This window comes from Micrococcus lylae (genome assembly GCF_900163825.1).
GTDB lineage: Bacteria > Actinomycetota > Actinomycetes > Actinomycetales > Micrococcaceae > Micrococcus > Micrococcus lylae.
Genome location: NZ_FUKP01000018.1, coordinates 13,120 through 29,887 on the forward strand (window position 1 = coordinate 13,120; position 16,768 = coordinate 29,887).

Below are 16,768 nucleotides of genomic sequence, written 5' to 3' on the forward strand. Positions count from 1 at the left end.
GATTCAAGGTCCGGCGGTCGGTGAGTGTGATGGCGAGGCCCTTAGGTCAGGCATGCCTTAGTCGCCCGATTAGCGTACATGACTGTTGCCTAATCACCCAACCACCCGGGGATAGCTCACACGCCGCGCACCTGACCTGGGCCTTCTCCGCCGGATGCGCATTCCGCGTGCGGCCTGCGGGTCAGAGCGGGGTCACCTCGAGAGCCACCTTGGTCTCTCCGACCCGGGCCAGCACAAGGGTTGCGTGGCGCCCCGCCGCGCTTCCCGACGACGGCCCCGTCGCCTTCCGGCCCTTCCTCGCCTTCTTCGCACCCCCGCCGCCGAGCAGCTCCGCGCGCAGCTGCTCCGGGGTGACGGAGACGCCGCGCTTCTTCACGTCCAGGCGCGTCACGCCGGTCTCACGCGCCCAACGCTTGAGGTGCCTGGTCTGCAGGGGGTGGACGGCCTCGATGCGGTAGCCGTCGGCGAGATCGGACTGCAGTGCGTCGTCGGCGACGAGGTACGCGAGGTGGGCGTCGAGCATCCGGGTGCGGTGGCCGCCGTCGTGCCAGCGGGCACCGAGGTCGGAGACGAGCCCGGCGCGGATGACCGCACCGTCCGGTTCGTAGAGGACGGCACCGGGCAGGGCAGCCAGCCCCGCCTCGCCGACCTCGTCGAGCTCCGGCGAGCCGTCCCGGTCCACGGCGCTGACGATCTCCGCCGAGGCGCCGGTACGCTCGCCGCGCGTGCGCAGCACCAGGGCGGCCCGGCGGACGCCGGGGCGCGCCAGGGAGCCGGTGTAGAGGCAGACCTCGGTGACCTCGCCGTCCGCGGAGACCCACTGCGCCTCCGCACCGGCGGGGACGGCTCCGTGCGGCAGGCCGGGGCCGAGCTTCACGGCCAGACGGTGACCGGCCTCCGCGAGCGCGAAGACGTCGGTCAGAGTCGGTGAGAACGCCTCCGGATCGAACACCCGGGCCGCGGATGCGGCGCCGGTGACCTGACGCCGGGCCGGGTCGAGCCAGAGGGCATCGACCTGCCCGGCATGGGCCGCCGCCCAGGCGATGCCGTCAGCGTGGAGGACCTCGGCGCGGGGACTGCCCGCAAGGTTCGCGGCGGCGGCCGCGGCCACCGTGGCGTCCCGCTCCACAGCGGTCACGCGCAGGCCTGCGCGGGCGAAGGCGAGGGCGTCCGCCCCGATGCCGCAGCCCAGGTCCGCCACATGCCGCACCCCTGCTGCGGCCAGGCGGGAGGCATGGTGCTCTGCCACCACCAGGCGTGTGGCCTGCTCGAGCCCGTCACGGGTGAGCAGCAGCTCCCAGGCCTGCGAGCCCAACTTGGCGGCGGCCTTCGCCCGCAGGGACAGCTGAGTGAGCACGGCGGCCACCGTCTCGGCGGAGTGGCCGGCCGCCCGCAGGCGGGAGGAGGTCGCCAGCGGGTCCGCGGCGTCCTCGGCCCGCAGCGAGTCCAGCAGCGCCCGCCCCTCCGGGTCGAGGACGGGGGCGAGCACCGTGGCGTCCGGGACCGAGTCCGCGGCGGCGGGACGGAAGGTCGACACGCACATGGACCCCACTCTACGGACCCGTTCGGCAAGGACCGACGGCGGGCCGAACCCGGCGCACCGACGCCCCGGACGCCGCCCGTGCGGCTGCCCAGCGTGCACCGGTCCCGCCGCCCCTTGGGTCACAGGGGATCCACGTCACAGGCGTCACCAGGGCGGCCGGGCCGACCGTAGGATGTCCGCATGACTCTGGACTTCGCACACTCCGACCAGTCCACCCTCGGCATCGAGTGGGAACTGGCCCTCGTGGACGCGGCCACCGGAGACCTGCGCGCCGAAGCGCCGCAGGTGATCGAGGCCATGGCCCGGGCCGCTGGCCTCGACGACGCGGAGGACAACCCGCATGTCACCGCCGAGCTGCTGGAGAACACGGTGGAGCTCGTGACCGGCGTACACCGCAGCGTGGACTCGGCCGTCACCGAGCTCGGCGCGATCGCCGGAGACGTGCTGTCCGCCGCCGAGCAGCGCGGCCTGCACCTGTACTGCCAGGGCTCCCACCCGTTCGCCGAGCCCTACATGCAGAAGGTGACGGACAAGGAGCGCTACGGCCGCATGGTCGAGCTCACCCAGTACTGGGGCCGGCAGATGCTGATCTTCGGCGTCCACGTGCATGTCGGCCTGGACGACGTGTCCAAAGCCATGCCCGTCGTCAACGGACTGGTGAACCGCTTCCCGCACTTCCTGGCCCTGTCCGCGTCCTCCCCCTTCTGGGCCGGCCTGGACACCGGCTACCAGTCCCAGCGCACGCTGGTGTTCCAGCAGCTGCCCACCGCGGGCCTGCCGTTCCAGTTCGAGGAGTACGACGAGTTCGTCGCGTGTGTGGAGGACATGGTCTCCTCCGGGATGATCGAGGATGCCACGGAGTGCCGCTGGGACGTCCGCGCGGTGCCGCGCCTGGGCACGGTGGAGATGCGGGTGTGCGACGGCATGGCGACGCTCGAGGAGATCGGTGCCGTCGCCGCCCTGACCCAGTGCCTGGTCCACGACCTCGCCGCCTCCCTGGAGCGGGGCGGCACCGTTCCGGTGCTCCCCCCGTGGTACTCGCAGGAGAACAAGTGGCGCGCCGCCCGGTACGGCATGGATGCGAAGGTCATCATCGCCCCGGACGGCACCAAGGCTCCGGTGGGCGAGCACCTGTCCGACGAGTTGGACCGCCTGGCCCCGGTGGCCCGTGAGCTCGGCTGCGAGGAGCAGCTGGCCCACGTGCACACGATGATGGCGGAGAACGCCGCACACCGGCAGCGCCGCATCGAGCAGGAGGCCTCCGCCGTCCCGCCGGCCGAGGGGCAGGACCAGGACGACCACGTCGCCCCGCTGCGCGCTGTGGTGCGCGACGCCGCGACCCGCACCCGCCGGTCCCTGCACGCCGCGCGGGGCCGGGCCGACTGAGTCTCAGACGCTGACGACCTGGACCGGAAGCCCCGGGTCGGCGCCGAGGTCGGCCGGGGACGGTGCCACGCCGTCCATGACGAGGCGCGCGCCGAGCGCCGCGACCATCGCGCCGTTGTCCGTGCAGAGGGTCACCGGCGGGACGGTCAGCTCGATGCCCGCGGAGCGGCAGCGGTCCGCCAGCAGCCCGCGCAGACGGGAGTTCGCGGCCACGCCGCCGCCGAGCAGCAGGTGCCGGATCCCGTGCTCGCGGCAGGCGCGCACGGCCTTCGCGGTGATCACGTCCGCCACGGCCTCCTGGAAGGAGGCGGCGATGTCCGCGGCGGGCACCTGCATGTCCCGGGCCTCGAACTGCTCCACTGCGCGGGAGACGGCGGTCTTCAGTCCGGAGAAGGACCAGTCGTGCCGGTGCTTCCCCGGCTCCTGTGCCGAGCCGACGAACTTGCCGGCGGTGAGTCCGCGCGGGAAGCGGAAGGACGTGGGGTCGCCCTCCTTCGCCATGCGGTCGATCACGGGGCCGCCGGGGTATCCGGCGCCGATGAGCCGGGCGACCTTGTCATAGGCCTCGCCGGCGGCGTCGTCGATGGTGGAGCCCAGCAGGGTAACGTCCGTGCTGAGGGAGTCCACCTTGAGGATCTCGGTGTGGCCGCCGGAGACCAGCAGTGCGCCGAGGTCGTCAGGCAGGGCATCGCCCCACGCCTCGGGTCGGACGCCGTCGATCAGGCCGACGCTCACGTGCGCCACGAGGTGGTTGATGCCGTAGAGCGGCTTGCCGGCGGCGGCCGCCAGGGCCTTGGCACCGGAGACGCCGACCATGAGGGCGCCGGCCAGGCCCGGCCCGGCGGTCACGGCGATCGCGTCCAGCTCGTCCAGGGTGACGTCGGCGGCCTCGAGCGCACGGCGGATGGTCGGGATGAGCGCCTGCAGGTGCGCACGGGCCGCGATCTCCGGGATGACGCCGCCGAAGCGGACGTGCTCCTCCACCGAGGAGGCGACCTCATGGGCCAGCAGCCGCGTGCCGCGCACGATGCCCACGCCGGTCTCGTCGCAGGAGGTCTCGATGCCGAGCACGAGCGGGGAGCAGGAGGTGGTGGGCATGGCTGTCATCCTACGTCCGTCCCCTCGCCCGTCCCCGGCGCGTCCTGCGGCGGTGCGGCGTCGACCGGTCGGTCCGCGGCCGTGAGCTCCCGGCGCATGATCAGCGCGTCCTCGCCGCCGGGGTAGTACCGGCGGCGGGTGTGGATGTGGGCGAACCCGTGCCGCTCGTAGAGGCGGCGGGCCGGCTCGTTGGAGGCGCGGACCTCGAGCATCAGGGCCTCTGCGCCGCGGTGGGCGGCTTCGGCGACCATCCAGGCCAGCTGCGCGGCACCCAGGCCGCGGCCCTGGGCCTCGGGGACGGTGCCGATGGTCTGCACGTCTGCCACGTCCCCGGCGACCATGATGCCGCCGTAGCCGACGATGTCCCCCGGGTGCTGCCCGGCCTCGGTGTCCGCGGTCTCGTCCCGGACGACGACGCGGTAGTCGCGGGTGGTCGGGCGCCCGGCGAGGTCCTCGGCGCCGTGCGGGCCGGACTGGGCGAGCTCGGCCTCGTAGAACTCCGGCGGCCACGCGTCCAGGGGGAAGAGGACCTGCTCGTGCTGCAGCACCTCGGGGACGTCCCAGACGGTCATCGGGCGGATCAGGAAGCCGGGGGGCAGAGCGGCGGCCGGCTGGCTCTGCCCCGTCATACGGTGGCCCGCTTGCGGGGGCCGGGGACCTTCGCATCCGACTCGCGCAGGTAGAGCGGGGTGAGCGGACGCAGGCCGCGGCCGCGGCGCAGGGCCAACGCGGCGACCTCGCCGACGGCGGCCGCCTCGGGGACGGCGTCCTCCCAGCCGGGGACGGCACGCACCTGGTCCGGGTAGAGGCCGGCCCCGGCGCCGTAGACGGGCAGGTCCGTGACCTCGGCGGCGCCGGTGACGAAGGGTCCGTGCAGGGTGGTGGCCTGGCCGCCGACCTGCACGTGGTGGGACCAGTAGACCTCGCGGCGGCGGGCGTCGATGGCCACCACGTACTCCTCCACTCCCACGGAGAAGGCGTGGACGGCCGCGCGGTGCGCCAGGGCGTCCAGGCTGCAGACGCCGTGGACGGGCACGTCCCAGCCGAAGCCGAGGGCCTCGGCCGTGGCCAGGCCGGCGCGCAGTCCGGTGAAGGGGCCGGGCCCCACCCCCACGGCGATGCCGTCCAGGTCCTTGCCGTCCACGCCGGCCTCGGCGAGGACCTGCTGCACGGCCGGCGTCAGGGCCTCGGCGTGGGAGGTGGTGTCCACCGCCGTCCAGCAGGCGCGGGTCTGACCGTCGGCCACGAGGGCGACCGAGGCGGCGGCGGAGGTGTCCAGGGCGAGCAGGGTGGGCATGCCGGCCAGTCTATGCCGGTCCCCTGCCGCCGGCTCCGCCGGCCAGGGCGGCGAGGTCTGCGCCGGCCCAGCGGGGGCCGTAGGCGCGGACCACCACGGTGCGCGTCTCGTCGTCCCCGTCGCCGTCCTCGTCCGAGAAGTCGGTGACGATGCCGCCGGAGGCGAGCGGGCCGTCGTCGTGGTCCTCCTCCAGGTCCGAGCCGGTGGCGCGGAGAAGGTGCAGGTCCAGCCAGGAGGCGTCCGGGTCCGCGGGGAACCCGGCGAGGGACTCGGCCAGGCCGCGGCCCCACTCGACCACGGTGACCGAGTGCGGCACGGATTCCTCCAGGTCCAGGTCCGTCAGCTCGGCGGCCGAGCGCAGGCGGTAGGCGTCCACGTGGACCAGGTCCGGCCCCCCGTGCTCGGCCGGGTGGATGCGGGAGAGCACAAAGGTGGGCGAGATGATCCCCTCGCGCACGCCGAGTCCGCGGCCCAGGCCCTGGGTGAACGTCGTCTTGCCGGCCCCGAGGTCGCCGGTGAGGACGAGGACGTCTCCGGCACGCAGCAGGCCGGCCAGCGCGGCCGCCACGTCCCGGGTGGCCTCCGCACCGGGCAGCGGCAGCTCCACAGTCTGCACGGGCTCCGGGGCACCGCGCAGCAGCGAGTCCACCTCGGCCGAGGGGTGCGCCGGTGCCGGGTGGGAGGCGGCGGTGGGCTTGTGCGGCTGCTCGGTCACGGGCGGCCCTCCGTGACGGCGGGCAGGTCGGCGGCGAGGGCCGGCGTGCCGTGGACGTGGATGCGCGTCAGGCGGGCGCCGAGGCGGGTGACGAGCTCGTAGTTGATGGAGCCGGCGGCCGCGGCCCAGGCGTCGGCGGGGATGCCGGAGGCAGGGCCGAACAGCTCGACCGGGGTCCCGACGCGTTCACCGGTCCGGGAGGCGTCCGCCGCGGGGCCGAGGTCCACGACCATCTGGTCCATGGCCACGCGGCCGACGACCTCGAGGCGCCGTCCGCCCACCTGCACGGGGGCGTGCGTCGCCACGCGGGGGACGCCGTCCGCGTAGCCCAGCGGGATCAGGCCGAGGCGGGTGGGACCGGCGGTGCGGTAGAGGTAGCCGTAGGAGACGCCCTGGTCCGCGGGGACCTCCTTGAGGTTGGCCAGGGACGTGCGCACGGACATGGCCGGACGCAGGCCGAGCTGCTCGGCCGAGGTGCCCTCGAACGGGGAGAGCCCGTAGATCCCGAGGCCGATGCGGACCATGTCCAGGTGGACGTCGTCTCGGGTCAGCGCCGCCGGGGTGTTCGCCAGATGCCGGACCACCGGTCGGTCCCCTCCGAGGCCGGCCGCCTGCAGCCGCTGGAACCCGGCGTGGAAGGCGGCCAGCTGGGCGTCGGTCTCGGCGGCCCGTGCGGGCTCGTCCGCCACGGCCAGGTGGGAGAACATGCCCTCCACGGCCAGCACGCCCTCGGCCTGCAGGGCGGCGGCCCGGTCCACGAGCTGCGGCCACTGCGCAGCGGTGGCGCCGTTGCGGCCCAGGCCGGTGTCCAGCTTCAGGTGCACGCGAGCGGTGCGGCCGACCGCGCGGGCGGCGTCTGCGACGGCCTCCAGGTCCCAGCCGGAGACGCCCAGGGTGACGTCCGCGGCCACGGCGGCGGCGAAGTCCGTGTGGACGGTGTGCAGCCAGGCGAGGATCTCGCCGTCCACCCCGGCGGCGCGCAGGGCCAGGGCCTCGGAGACGTGGGCGACGCCGAGCCGGTCCGCCCCGGCGGCGAGCGCGGCCCGGGCCACCGGGGTGGCTCCGTGTCCGTAGGCGTCGGCCTTCACCACGGCCGTGAGCAGGGCACGGGTGCCGTCCGGGCGGGTGAGGCGCTCGCGCAGGGTGCGCACGTTGTGGGCGATCGCGTCCAGGTCCACCACCGCGGCGCGCTCGGCGGGCGGCCCGGCGGGGCCCTCCGCTGTGGGCGCGGTGACGGCGCCGACGGGGTCGGCGGAGTCGGCGGCGGTGGGGTTCTCGCTCATGGAGGCCTTCCAGGTGGTCACGGGCGCAGCGCCGGCGGACGGCCGGGCCGCTGCGGGGCGGTGTCGCTGCGGGTCGATGTCGATTCAAACAGGCCGGCGGCGGGCGGCCCGGTGCGCCGCGCGGTGAGGGCCGGACGCCACATCCGGCCGAGGAGAGCGGCGACGGCCTCGTGCAGCTGGCTGGCGCGCACCAGGGTCTGCTGCTGCAGGCCGGCGGCGCCGGCGGCGTGCAGCCAGGCACCGGCGGCGGCGAGGGCGGCGGCCCGGTCCCCGTCCACCGGGGCGGTGTCCGGCCCCGAGGCGCCCTGGCGGCTCGGCCCGGACGATGCCTCGGCGGCCCGTTCCGCCCGTGCCACGGCCGCCGCCAGCACGGCGCCGAGGACGCCGGAGAGCACGTCCCCGCTGCCGGCGACGGCCAGCTCCGGCCCGCCCTCGCGCACGCACCACAGCGCACCGGACGGGGAGGCCACCAGCGTCTGCGGACCCTTGAGCAGGATCACCGCGCCGGTGGCCTCGGCGAAGTCCCGCAGGTCCTGCCCCGGACCCCGACGACGGCCGCTCGCCTCCGCCTCGCAGGTCGCCTCGGTCTGCCGGCCCAGCCGGCTGCCCAGACGCGCCCACTCCCCCGCGTGCGGAGTCAGGACGGCCTGCACGCCGGCCGCACGCAGACGGTGCAGGTCCTCGGCGGTGACGAGCTCGAGGGCGGAGGCGTCCAGGACCACGGCGCCCCCGCGGCGCTGCACGGCCGCATCGAGGACCGCGTCGAGGCGCGAACCGGCGGCGGCGTCCGTGTCCAGGCCGGGGCCGACGACCCAGGCATGGGTGCGCTCGGCGGCCGAGGGCTCAGTCCCGCCGACGGCCTCGGGCCAGACGGTGAGGCACGCGGCGCGGACGGCGTCCGGGGCGGCCAGGTGCACCATCCCGGCGCCGGCGGCCAGGGCGCCGCCGGCGCACAGCAGCGCGGCCCCCGGGTAGCGCGGTGAGCCCGCGGCCACGCAGGCCAGGCCACGGCGGTACTTGTGGGCGTCCGCCGCCGGGGCCGGCACCAGGGCGGCGGCCCGCGGGGCGTCCATGAGCTCCAGCCGTTCGCGGGGCTCGGTGGGCAGGTGCGGGCCGAGGCCGATGTCCACGACGTGCACGTCCCCGGAGGCGGCGGCACCGGGCCCGACGAGCAGGCCGTTCTTCAGGGCGCCGAAGGTGACGGTGGAGGAGGCGGCGAGGACCTCGCCGGCCACGTCGCCGGTGTCCGCGTCCACCCCCGTGGGCACGTCGCAGGCGACGACGGCGGCGCCGGCCGGGACGGCGCGGGCCGGAGACGGAAGGACGACCTCGCCGGTGGTGCCGGTGCCGAGGATGCCGTCGACCACCACGTCCGCGTCGGCGGGCAGGGCGTCGGCGAACCGGCCGCCTGCCGCGCGCAGGGCCGCCGCACCGGCCACGTGGAGCCTCGGGGTTCCGTGCTCGTCCCGGCTCGTGGGGACCGCCGTACAGGCCACCCCGCGGCGGCGCAGGAAGGCCAGGGCCCACAGGGCGTCGCCGCCGTTGTTGCCCGAGCCGACCAGGGCGGCGACCACCGTGCCGGCCACCCGCCCCGTACGCTCGCGGAGCACGTCGAGCACATGCCCGGCCAGCGCCCAGGCGGCGCGGCGCATCAGCTCGTCGCCGCGGCCGGCGTCCAGCAGCGGGCGCTCGGCCGCGCGCACGGCGGCGCCGGAGACGGCGAAGGAGTCGAGAGCACTCATGGGCGGGCCTCAGCGATGCAGTAGGCGACGGCCACCGGACCGTCGTGGCTGAGGGTCAGGTGCCAGTCGGTCACGCCGAGCCGGTCCGCGCACTCCTGCACGGTGCCGGACAGGCGCACCTCCGGGCGGCCGTCCCCATGTTTCGGGCGCGGGACCTCACAGTGCTGCCACTGCATCCCGGCGGGGGCGCCGAGGGCCTTGGCGATCGCCTCCTTGGCCGCGAAGCGCGCGGCGAGGGAGGCCGTCGAAAGGTCACGCTCGGCCGGGGTGAACAGGCGCTCGCGCAGGGCCGGAGTGCGCTCCAGCTGGCGCTCGAAGCGGGCCACGTCCACGACGTCCACGCCGATGCCCACGATCATCCGTCAGTCCTTCCGCGTCGCGACGCCCGGGACGGACGTCTGTGCCGCCCAGTCTGCCGGATCGACCGTCCTGGCCGCCGAAGACGACGCACCGACCTGCTTGAGCCGGTCCACCGACCACTGGAGCCAGTCCGAGTGCTGGTCGCAGCCCGGGGTGACCGCCACCTTCAGGAACGCGCCGGTCCCGTAGAGCGTCTGCTGCACCTGCGTGCCCAAGCCCTCCTGCCGGTGGTACTGGTACATGGCCACGGACTCGCCGGGACCGGACCAGCAGCGCTCGGCCAGGATGCGCGAGCGCTCCAGGTGCCGGCCATCGGTGAGCACGCCGAGGCTGTGCAGGCCCAGGGCCTCCATGCGCTCGGTGGCGAAGACGACCTCTCCCTGGGTGGTCACCGGGTCCGGGGAGAAGCACTCCACCGTCACGCCGTCCAGGCGGGGATCCGCCTCGGCGGGCGGGCCGCAGAGCCTCTCGAACCCGTCCGGGCGCAGGTGCCCGGAGACGAACAGGCGGTCCGTGACCCCCTTGCCCGCAAGCTCGAGGGCGGCGTCGTAGACGGCCGGGTCCGTGTAGAGCACCAGCACGGCGTCCACGTGCGCCGGCTCGTCCGGGGCCGGGTTCGTGGTCAGCCAGAACCCCCATCCGAGGACCGTCGCCACCGCCAGGGCGAGGAGCGCCGCCAGGGCGGCCACCGTCCGCCTCAGGATGCGGTGACGGCGGGTGCCGGCGGCGCGCGGCCGTCGTCGGGAGGGGCCGGCCGGGTGCGACCCGGCCCCCGAAGGCCGGGGCCCGGACCCGGGGGCGAGGGTGCCGGGGCGGCGCCGGGTCCGGCGCCCGGCGGCCGCGGCGTGCCGGCGCACCCCGTCCAGGTCCAGCGCGCCCACGAGTCAGACCTGGCGCAGGACCACGGTCGAGCGGGGCGGCAGGTCCAGGACCTGGCCTGCGGTCACCTGCGGGCCGTGCTCCGCGCCGCCGCGCAGGCCCTCCGGGTCGAAGGTGCCGGAGGTGTCTACCACGACTTCCCACCGCCCGGGGAAGAACGGTCCGGGCAGGGTGTACGGCACCGGCTCCCACCACGCGTTCATGAGGATGTAGAAGTCCTTCTCCGCCACGCTCGGCTCCTGGTCCGCCTCCGGCACGGCGTGGCCGTTGAGGTAGAACGCGATCGAGCGGGCGCCCTCCTCCCAGTCCTCCTCGGTCTTGGCGGCGGCATCCGGCTGCAGCCACACGATGTCCGGCAGCGGGGCGTGGACGTCGCGGGCGGCGGGACGGCCGTCGAAGTGGCGGTGGCGGCGGAACACCGTGTGGTCCTTGCGCAGGCGCACCACCGAGGCGGTGAAGTCCACCAGGTCCTCGTCCGCCTCGTCCCAGTGGATCCAGGACAGCTCCGAGTCCTGGCAGTAGACGTTGTTGTTGCCGTGCTGGGTGCGGCCGAGCTCGTCGCCGTGGGAGATCATCGGCACCCCCTGGGACACCATGAGCGTGGCCAGGAAGTTGCGCTGCTGGCGGGCACGCAGGGCGTTGACCTCCGCGTCGTCCGTCTCCCCCTCCACGCCGCAGTTCCAGGACCGGTTGTGGGAGTCGCCGTCGTTGTTGTCCTCACCGTTGGCGTGGTTGTGCTTCTCGTTGTAGGAGACCAGGTCCCGCAGCGTGAAGCCGTCGTGGGCGGTGACGAAGTTGACCGAGGCGCCCGGAGTGCGGCCGTCGCCCTCGTAGAGGTCCGCCGAGCCGGTCAGGCGGGTGGCGAACTCGGAGAGGGTGCCCGGCTCACCGCGCCAGAAGTCGCGCACGGTGTCCCGGTACATGCCGTTCCACTCGGACCAGATGCCCGGGAAGTTGCCGACCTGGTAACCGCCCCAGCCCACGTCCCACGGCTCGGCGATCAGCTTCACCGTGCGCAGCACCGGGTCCTGCCGGACCACGTCGAAGAAGCCGGAGAGCATGTCCGGCCCCTGTTCGCCCTCCACCCGGGTGAGCGTGGTGGCCAGGTCGAAGCGGAAGCCGTCCACGTGCATCTCGGTGACCCAGTGGCGCAGCGAGTCCATGACCAGCTGCAGGGCCTTCGGGGAGGACAGGTCCACCGAGTTCCCGGTGCCCGTGTAGTCCATGTAGTGGCGCTCGTCGCCCTCGACGAGGTGGTAGTAGCCCGGGTTGTCCACGCCGCGGAAGGACAGGGTCGGGCCCAGGTGGTTGCCCTCGGCGGTGTGGTTGTAGACCACGTCCAGGATGACCTCGAGGCCGGCGGCGTGCAGGTCCTTCACCATCTGCTTGAACTCACGGACCTGGCCGCCGAGCTCGTCGGTGGCGGCGTACGCGCGGTGCGGTGCGAAGTAGCCCAGCGTGTTGTAGCCCCAGTAGTTGGACAGGCCCTTGTCCTGGAGCGTGGAGTCGTTGACGAACTGGTGCACCGGCATCAGCTCGACGGCGGTCACGCCGAGGCGGTGGAAGTGCTCGATCACCCTCGGGTGCGCCATGCCGGCATAGGTGCCGCGCAGCTCCTCCGGCAGGTCCGGGTGCAGGGCGGTCATGCCCTTCACATGGGTCTCGTAGACGACCGTGTCCGACAGCTCGGTCTCCGGGCGCGCGTTGTCGCCCCAGTCGAAGTCGTCCTCCACCACCACGCCGAGCATGACGGCGCCCAGGCCGTCCGTGGTGTCCATGGTGTCCTCGTCCCCGAAGACGTAGGCGAACTGCTCCTGGCCCCAGCGGTGCTCGCCGTCCAGCGCCTGGGCATAGGGGTCCACGAGCAGCTTGTGCGGGTTGAACCAGTGGCCCTGCGCCGGCGCCCAGGGGCCGTGGACCCGGTAGCCGTACCGCTGGCCGTGGCCGACGCCGGGGACATAGGCATGCCAGGTCGTGTCGTGGCGGTGGGTGACCTCGAGGCGTTCCTCGGAGCCGTCGTCGTGGACGAGGCACAGCTCGACCCGCTCGGCCTCACGGCCGACGGCGAGCGCGAAGTTGGTGCCCTGCTCGTCCGGGGTGGCGCCGAGGGGGTAGGGGCGGCCGGGCTCGATGGTGCGCATGGGTCTCCGTGGGGACGGTGGGCTGGGGTCTCGCGGACGGTCCGAGATCTGTGACGGACACGACCGGGTCCGGGCGCCTTGGCGCTCGGACGGGACTCATCGTAGTGCCCGCTGCCCGAGGTTCCCTGGACGGCGGGCGGCTGAGTCGCCCGGCGGCGGGCGGCAGGACGGACACACAGAGTTCAGGCGGCGTTGCCCCCTGGTCCACCTCCCATCACCGTCCTCTCATCCGGTGTTCCTAGCGTGGATGCCGTCGCCGGAGATCCCGGCGAGAAGCAGATGGACAGGACACTGCCGCCAGCAGGCAGAGGAAGGCGGAGGCATCGTGCGCATCTCCGTGATCGGCACCGGCTACCTGGGCGCCACGCACGCCGCGTGCATGGCCGAGCTCGGCTTCGAGGTGATCGGCGTGGACATCGATCCTGCCAAGATCGAGCGCCTGGCCCGCGGTGAGCTCCCCTTCCACGAGCCCGGCCTGGCGGAGCTGATCGTCAAGCACGTGGAGTCCGGTCGGCTGCGCTTCACCACGGACTATGCGGAGGTCGGCGGCTGGGCGGACGTGCACTTCATCGGCGTCGGCACCCCGCAGCGCAGCGGCGAGCATGCCGCGGACATGCGCTACGTGGACGCGGCCCTGACCTCCCTGGCCGAGTCAATCTCGAAGGACGCCCTGATTGTGGGCAAGTCCACCGTGCCCGTAGGCACCGCGGACCGCCTCGCCGGGCTGCTGGCACAGCTGCGTGCGGCCAACGGCCTGCCCGGCACCGTGGAGCTGGCCTGGAATCCGGAGTTCCTGCGCGAGGGCTTCGCCGTGAAGGACACCCTGACCCCGGACCGGATCGTGGTGGGCGTGGCCTCCGAGCGCGCCGAGCAGGTGCTGCGCGAGGTCTACGCCGCTCCCCTGGCGGCCGACACCCCGTGGATCGCCACCGACTTCCCCACCGCCGAGCTGGTGAAGGTCGCCGCCAACGCGTTCCTGGCCACGAAGATCAGCTTCATCAACGCCTTCTCCGAGATCACCGAGGCGGTGGGCGGCGACATCCGCACCCTCGCCGACGCCATCGGCCATGACGCCCGCATCGGCCGCCGCTTCCTCAACGCCGGCGTGGGCTTCGGCGGCGGCTGCCTGCCGAAGGACATCCGCGCCCTGCAGGCGCGGGCGGCCGAGCTGGGTCTGACCTCGACCATGCGCTTTCTGTCCGAGATGGACGCCATCAACCTGCGCCGCCGTGAGCGCGTGGTGGACCTCGCCGTGGACGTGCTCGCCGCGGACGCCGGCCACCGCAGGGCCGCCCCGGTCCAGGCGCTGCAGGGTGCCCGCATCGCGATCCTCGGCGTCGCCTTCAAGCCGGACTCGGACGACGTGCGCGACTCCCCCGCCCTGGACGTCGCCAACCGCCTCTACACGCTCGGCGCGGACACCGCTGTCTACGACCCTGAGGCCAATGCCAACGCCGCCGCCCGCTTCCCGCGCCTGGACTACGTGGACTCGGTCGAGGAGGCCCTGCGGGACGCCGACCTGGCGATCCTGCTCACCGAGTGGCGCGAGTTCCGGGAGCTGGCCCCCGCCCGCGTGGCCGAGCTCATGGCCACCCCTCGCCTGATCGACGGCCGCAACGTCCTCGATCGGGACGCCTGGGCGGCAGCCGGCGTCCCGGTCGTGGGCATGGGGCAGAAGGTGGTGCACGGCTCCCCCGCCTGAGCCTGACCGAAGCCGACGGCGAGGGTCCTTCCCGACGACGGCCGCCCTCCGGCCGACCCGCCGGCCGCTGCCGCAGACAGCGCACAACGACGACGCCCCGCCCTGTCACCCGGATAGGGTGCCCTCGCACTGTGCCTGCGGTGCGTTCAGACGAGGCGGGCGCCGCGGGCACCGATCTCGGCCACGGCGCGGCGACCGGCCGCTGCGTTGCCGCGCACCAGGCGGTCGCGGGACGCCGGCGCCCCGGCGGCGTTGACGACGAACGCGGTGCGCATCAGGTCCAACTCCTTGGCGAACACCTGGTCCCAGCCGGCCTGCCAGTACGGGCGGCCGATGTAGGTGAACGCGAAGGCGCGCTCGCCGTCACGCGAACACAGTGCGAGGGAGACGGAGCCGAAGCCTGCGCCGTCGTGACCGACGAGGACCTCGTCGGCGTACTCCGGGGCTGGGTCCGGCACGAGGAACAGCCCGTAGCCGTAGCCGGCCTGGACGGCCGGGCCGACGGGGGTGACCATGAGGTCCACGGTCTGCTGCGAGACCAGCTCGCCCCGCATGAGGGCCTGATAGAAGCGGGTGACGTCCGCGGCGGTGGTGTTCACCGCGGCGGCGGAGGCGAAGATCGACTGATCGATGGTCTCGAGGGCCTTGGCCTCGTGCGGACGCACGGCGGCGTCCTGCATCTCGGCGCCGCGGACGAGGGTGCCGTGCTCGAGGCGGGTGCGGTGCATGCCGGCCGGGCGGAAGACGCGGTCCCGGATGAGCTCAGGCATCCGGCGGCCGGTGACGGCCTCGACCATCATTTCCACCACCACGTAGCCCGTGTTGGAGTAGCCGTAGTCGGCGCCGGGCTCGAACCACCAGTCGGCCTGCTTCGCCAACTCGACGAGCTCACGCTGGCCGTAGTGGCGGGAGACGACCTCAGCGAGCTCGTCGAGATCCAGGTCGAAGAGGGACTGGCCGCGCATGATCACCCAGATGGCGTCCGGCATGCCGGAGGTGTGGTTCAGGAGCATCGAGAGGGTGACCTCATCCTCGTGCTCCGGCCACAGGCCGGGCAGGACCTCGCCGAGCGTGGAGTCCAGGGACAGGGTGCCGCGCTCGACCTCCTGCATGGCGACGGTGGCGACCATCCCCTTGGTGACCGAGGCGATGCGTGCCACCGAGTTCGCCCGCGCCGGGGCGTTGGCGTGCAGGCCGCGGGTGCCGGAGGCGGTGTCGAAGCGGCCCGCCGGACCCACCACGGAGCAGACGGCGCCGACGGCAGGCCACTGCACCACCGCGTCGAGGGCGTCCTGGATCGCCCGTTCATCCAGGCCGCGTCCGGAGTTCGGGTTCGGGCCCTTCGGAACGGCGGAGGCAGAGGAGGAAACGGTGGCAGGCAGCACCAGTCCGGCGAGGCCGGCGGTCATCCCCTGGGCGAACTGACGGCGGGTGGGGCTCATAGATGCATCCTTTCACGACATGTGATTTCGATCACTCTGGCGGGTCCGGTCACACTCTACCCCTGCCCTCCCTTCAGCCCGGGGCTGCGCTGTGCGCGGCCCACGCCGAGGACACCATCTGAGCGAGCGAGTGGCGCATGGCCCAGCCCAGGTCGGCCGCGGCCGCCGAGCCGTCCGCCACGATGCGCGCGGGGTCGCCGGGACGCCGCGGATGGACCTCCGGGAGCACGTCCGCACCGGTCTGGGCCACGATCGCCTCGACGATCTGCCGCACGGAGGTGCCCGTGCCGGAGCCGAGGTTGTAGACGGGCCGCAGCCTTCGGCCCGCGGCCAGCCGACGTGCGGCCGTCACGTGGGCGGCGGCAAGGTCTGCCACGTGCACGTAGTCGCGCACGCACGTGCCGTCCTCGGTCGGGTAGTCGTCGCCGTTGATGCGCGGGACGCGACCCTCGGCGAGCGCGGTGAACACCAGCGGGAAGAGGTTGTGCGGGCTGGTGTCCGGCAGTTCGGGCGCACCGGAGCCCACGACGTTGAAGTAGCGCAGGGACGTGTGCCGGATGCCGCGGGCCCTGCCCTGGTCCGCGAGCAGCCACTCGCCGATGAGCTTGGACTCGCCGTAGGGCGACTCGGGTGCGGTGGGCGTGTCCTCGGTGACCGTGTCCACGTCCGGGGTGCCGTAGACCGCGGCCGAGGAGGAGAAGACGATCGCCTCCACCCCGGCGACCTCCATGGCCTGAAGCACCGCTGCGGTGCCCGCCACGTTGGTGCGGTAGGTCCGCAGCGGCTCGGAGACGGAGACCCCCGCATACTTGAATCCGGCCACATGGACCACGCCGGCCACGGACTGCTCGGCCATGAAGGCGGCGAGCGCCTCGACGTCGTTGACGTCGGCCTCCAGGAAGGGGACGCGCTCCGGGACGAACCTCCGGTGCCCGGTGGAGAGGTCGTCCACCACGGCGACGTCCATCCCCTCCGCCAGGAACGCGCGCACCACGTGCGCGCCGATGTAGCCGGCGCCTCCGGTGACGAGCCAGGTCATGGTTCCCTCCTCCCGTCCCGGCCTCGGTGCGGGAGCGGGCGCTCCCCGGCGGGACGACACCACCCTGCCTGCCGGGGATGAGGCCGCGGTGAGAGCGTCCGCGAGCTCGGCGCTCGGCGCGGCCGCGACGGCGGCGGGGAG

14 protein-coding genes are annotated in these 16,768 nt (G+C 74.0%); 2 read left to right on the forward strand and 12 right to left on the reverse strand.

Annotated elements, in window-relative coordinates:
* Positions 1 to 181: 181 nt before the first annotated feature.
* On the reverse strand, positions 182 to 1,543 hold the full coding sequence (locus FM125_RS02875) for a class I SAM-dependent methyltransferase (protein ID WP_087133591.1): 1,362 nt from the start codon (positions 1,541 to 1,543) through the stop codon (positions 182 to 184).
* Between the two features lie 180 nt (positions 1,544 to 1,723).
* Here FM125_RS02875 and FM125_RS02880 point away from each other — a divergent pair, with 180 nt between their 5' ends.
* Entirely contained in the window at positions 1,724 to 2,929 is a 1,206-nt protein-coding gene (locus FM125_RS02880; RefSeq protein ID WP_087133592.1) for a glutamate--cysteine ligase, read from the forward strand.
* A gap of 3 nt (positions 2,930 to 2,932) precedes the next feature.
* On the opposite strand, the gene tsaD is transcribed toward FM125_RS02880, so the two are convergent.
* The 9 genes from tsaD to glgX all read right to left on the reverse strand — a co-directional run bounded on the left by tsaD (position 2,933) and on the right by glgX (position 12,444).
* Complete coding sequence (gene tsaD, locus FM125_RS02885) at positions 2,933 to 4,027, reverse strand: tRNA (adenosine(37)-N6)-threonylcarbamoyltransferase complex transferase subunit TsaD (RefSeq protein ID WP_087133593.1); 1,095 nt, start codon at positions 4,025 to 4,027, stop codon at positions 2,933 to 2,935.
* Positions 4,028 to 4,032: 5 nt separating this feature from the next.
* Positions 4,033 to 4,599, reverse strand: a complete 567-nt coding sequence (locus FM125_RS02890) for a GNAT family N-acetyltransferase (RefSeq protein ID WP_245829751.1) — start codon at positions 4,597 to 4,599, stop codon at positions 4,033 to 4,035.
* 53 nt (positions 4,600 to 4,652) lie between these two features.
* Positions 4,653 to 5,324, reverse strand: coding sequence for a tRNA (adenosine(37)-N6)-threonylcarbamoyltransferase complex dimerization subunit type 1 TsaB (gene tsaB, locus FM125_RS02895; RefSeq protein ID WP_087133595.1), 672 nt, complete (start codon positions 5,322 to 5,324; stop codon positions 4,653 to 4,655).
* Between the two features lie 10 nt (positions 5,325 to 5,334).
* Positions 5,335 to 5,925 carry a tRNA (adenosine(37)-N6)-threonylcarbamoyltransferase complex ATPase subunit type 1 TsaE gene (gene tsaE, locus FM125_RS02900; protein ID WP_087133614.1) on the reverse strand — a complete coding sequence of 197 codons (591 nt, stop codon included), beginning with the start codon at positions 5,923 to 5,925 and terminating at the stop codon, positions 5,335 to 5,337.
* Between the two features lie 110 nt (positions 5,926 to 6,035).
* Entirely contained in the window at positions 6,036 to 7,322 is a 1,287-nt protein-coding gene (alr, locus tag FM125_RS02905; protein ID WP_087133596.1) for an alanine racemase, read from the reverse strand.
* A gap of 17 nt (positions 7,323 to 7,339) precedes the next feature.
* The gene (locus FM125_RS02910) at positions 7,340 to 9,064 is read right to left on the reverse strand and encodes an NAD(P)H-hydrate dehydratase (protein ID WP_087133597.1); all 1,725 of its coding nucleotides are present in this window, start codon (positions 9,062 to 9,064) and stop codon (positions 7,340 to 7,342) included.
* Entirely contained in the window at positions 9,061 to 9,423 is a 363-nt protein-coding gene (locus FM125_RS02915; protein ID WP_087133598.1) for a holo-ACP synthase, read from the reverse strand. Before FM125_RS02915 ends, FM125_RS02910 begins: the two co-directional genes overlap by 4 nt.
* Positions 9,424 to 9,426: 3 nt before the next feature.
* Positions 9,427 to 10,305, reverse strand: coding sequence for a hypothetical protein (locus tag FM125_RS02920; protein WP_143745203.1), 879 nt, complete (start codon positions 10,303 to 10,305; stop codon positions 9,427 to 9,429).
* Positions 10,306 to 10,308: 3 nt separating this feature from the next.
* Positions 10,309 to 12,444 carry a glycogen debranching protein GlgX gene (gene glgX, locus FM125_RS02925; RefSeq protein WP_087133600.1) on the reverse strand — a complete coding sequence of 712 codons (2,136 nt, stop codon included), beginning with the start codon at positions 12,442 to 12,444 and terminating at the stop codon, positions 10,309 to 10,311.
* Positions 12,445 to 12,769: 325 nt separating this feature from the next.
* On the opposite strand from glgX, the gene FM125_RS02930 reads away from it, so the two are divergent.
* The gene (locus tag FM125_RS02930) at positions 12,770 to 14,146 is read left to right on the forward strand and encodes a UDP-glucose dehydrogenase family protein (RefSeq protein WP_245829753.1); all 1,377 of its coding nucleotides are present in this window, start codon (positions 12,770 to 12,772) and stop codon (positions 14,144 to 14,146) included.
* Positions 14,147 to 14,292: 146 nt separating this feature from the next.
* Here FM125_RS02930 and FM125_RS02935 read toward each other — a convergent pair whose 3' ends face one another.
* A complete protein-coding gene (locus FM125_RS02935) occupies positions 14,293 to 15,588 on the reverse strand; it encodes a serine hydrolase domain-containing protein (RefSeq protein ID WP_070637581.1) in 1,296 nt (431 codons plus the stop codon).
* Positions 15,589 to 15,661: 73 nt separating this feature from the next.
* Positions 15,662 to 16,627: a UDP-glucose 4-epimerase GalE gene (galE, locus tag FM125_RS02940; protein ID WP_087133602.1), complete on the reverse strand. Its 966-nt coding sequence runs from the start codon at positions 16,625 to 16,627 to the stop codon at positions 15,662 to 15,664.
* Between the last annotated feature and the right edge of the window lie 141 nt (positions 16,628 to 16,768).

Coding starts and splice junctions, on each gene's coding strand:
- FM125_RS02875 (WP_087133591.1), bottom strand. CDS start 1,543: ATGTGCGTGTCGACCTTCCGTCCCGCCGCCGCGGACTCGGTCCCGGAC.
- FM125_RS02880 (WP_087133592.1), top strand. CDS start 1,724: ATGACTCTGGACTTCGCACACTCCGACCAGTCCACCCTCGGCATCGAG.
- tsaD (WP_087133593.1), bottom strand. CDS start 4,027: ATGCCCACCACCTCCTGCTCCCCGCTCGTGCTCGGCATCGAGACCTCC.
- FM125_RS02890 (WP_245829751.1), bottom strand. CDS start 4,599: ATGACCGTCTGGGACGTCCCCGAGGTGCTGCAGCACGAGCAGGTCCTC.
- tsaB (WP_087133595.1), bottom strand. CDS start 5,324: ATGCCCACCCTGCTCGCCCTGGACACCTCCGCCGCCGCCTCGGTCGCC.
- alr (WP_087133596.1), bottom strand. CDS start 7,322: ATGAGCGAGAACCCCACCGCCGCCGACTCCGCCGACCCCGTCGGCGCC.
- FM125_RS02910 (WP_087133597.1), bottom strand. CDS start 9,064: ATGAGTGCTCTCGACTCCTTCGCCGTCTCCGGCGCCGCCGTGCGCGCG.
- FM125_RS02915 (WP_087133598.1), bottom strand. CDS start 9,423: ATGATCGTGGGCATCGGCGTGGACGTCGTGGACGTGGCCCGCTTCGAG.
- glgX (WP_087133600.1), bottom strand. CDS start 12,444: ATGCGCACCATCGAGCCCGGCCGCCCCTACCCCCTCGGCGCCACCCCG.
- FM125_RS02935 (WP_070637581.1), bottom strand. CDS start 15,588: ATGAGCCCCACCCGCCGTCAGTTCGCCCAGGGGATGACCGCCGGCCTC.
- galE (WP_087133602.1), bottom strand. CDS start 16,627: ATGACCTGGCTCGTCACCGGAGGCGCCGGCTACATCGGCGCGCACGTG.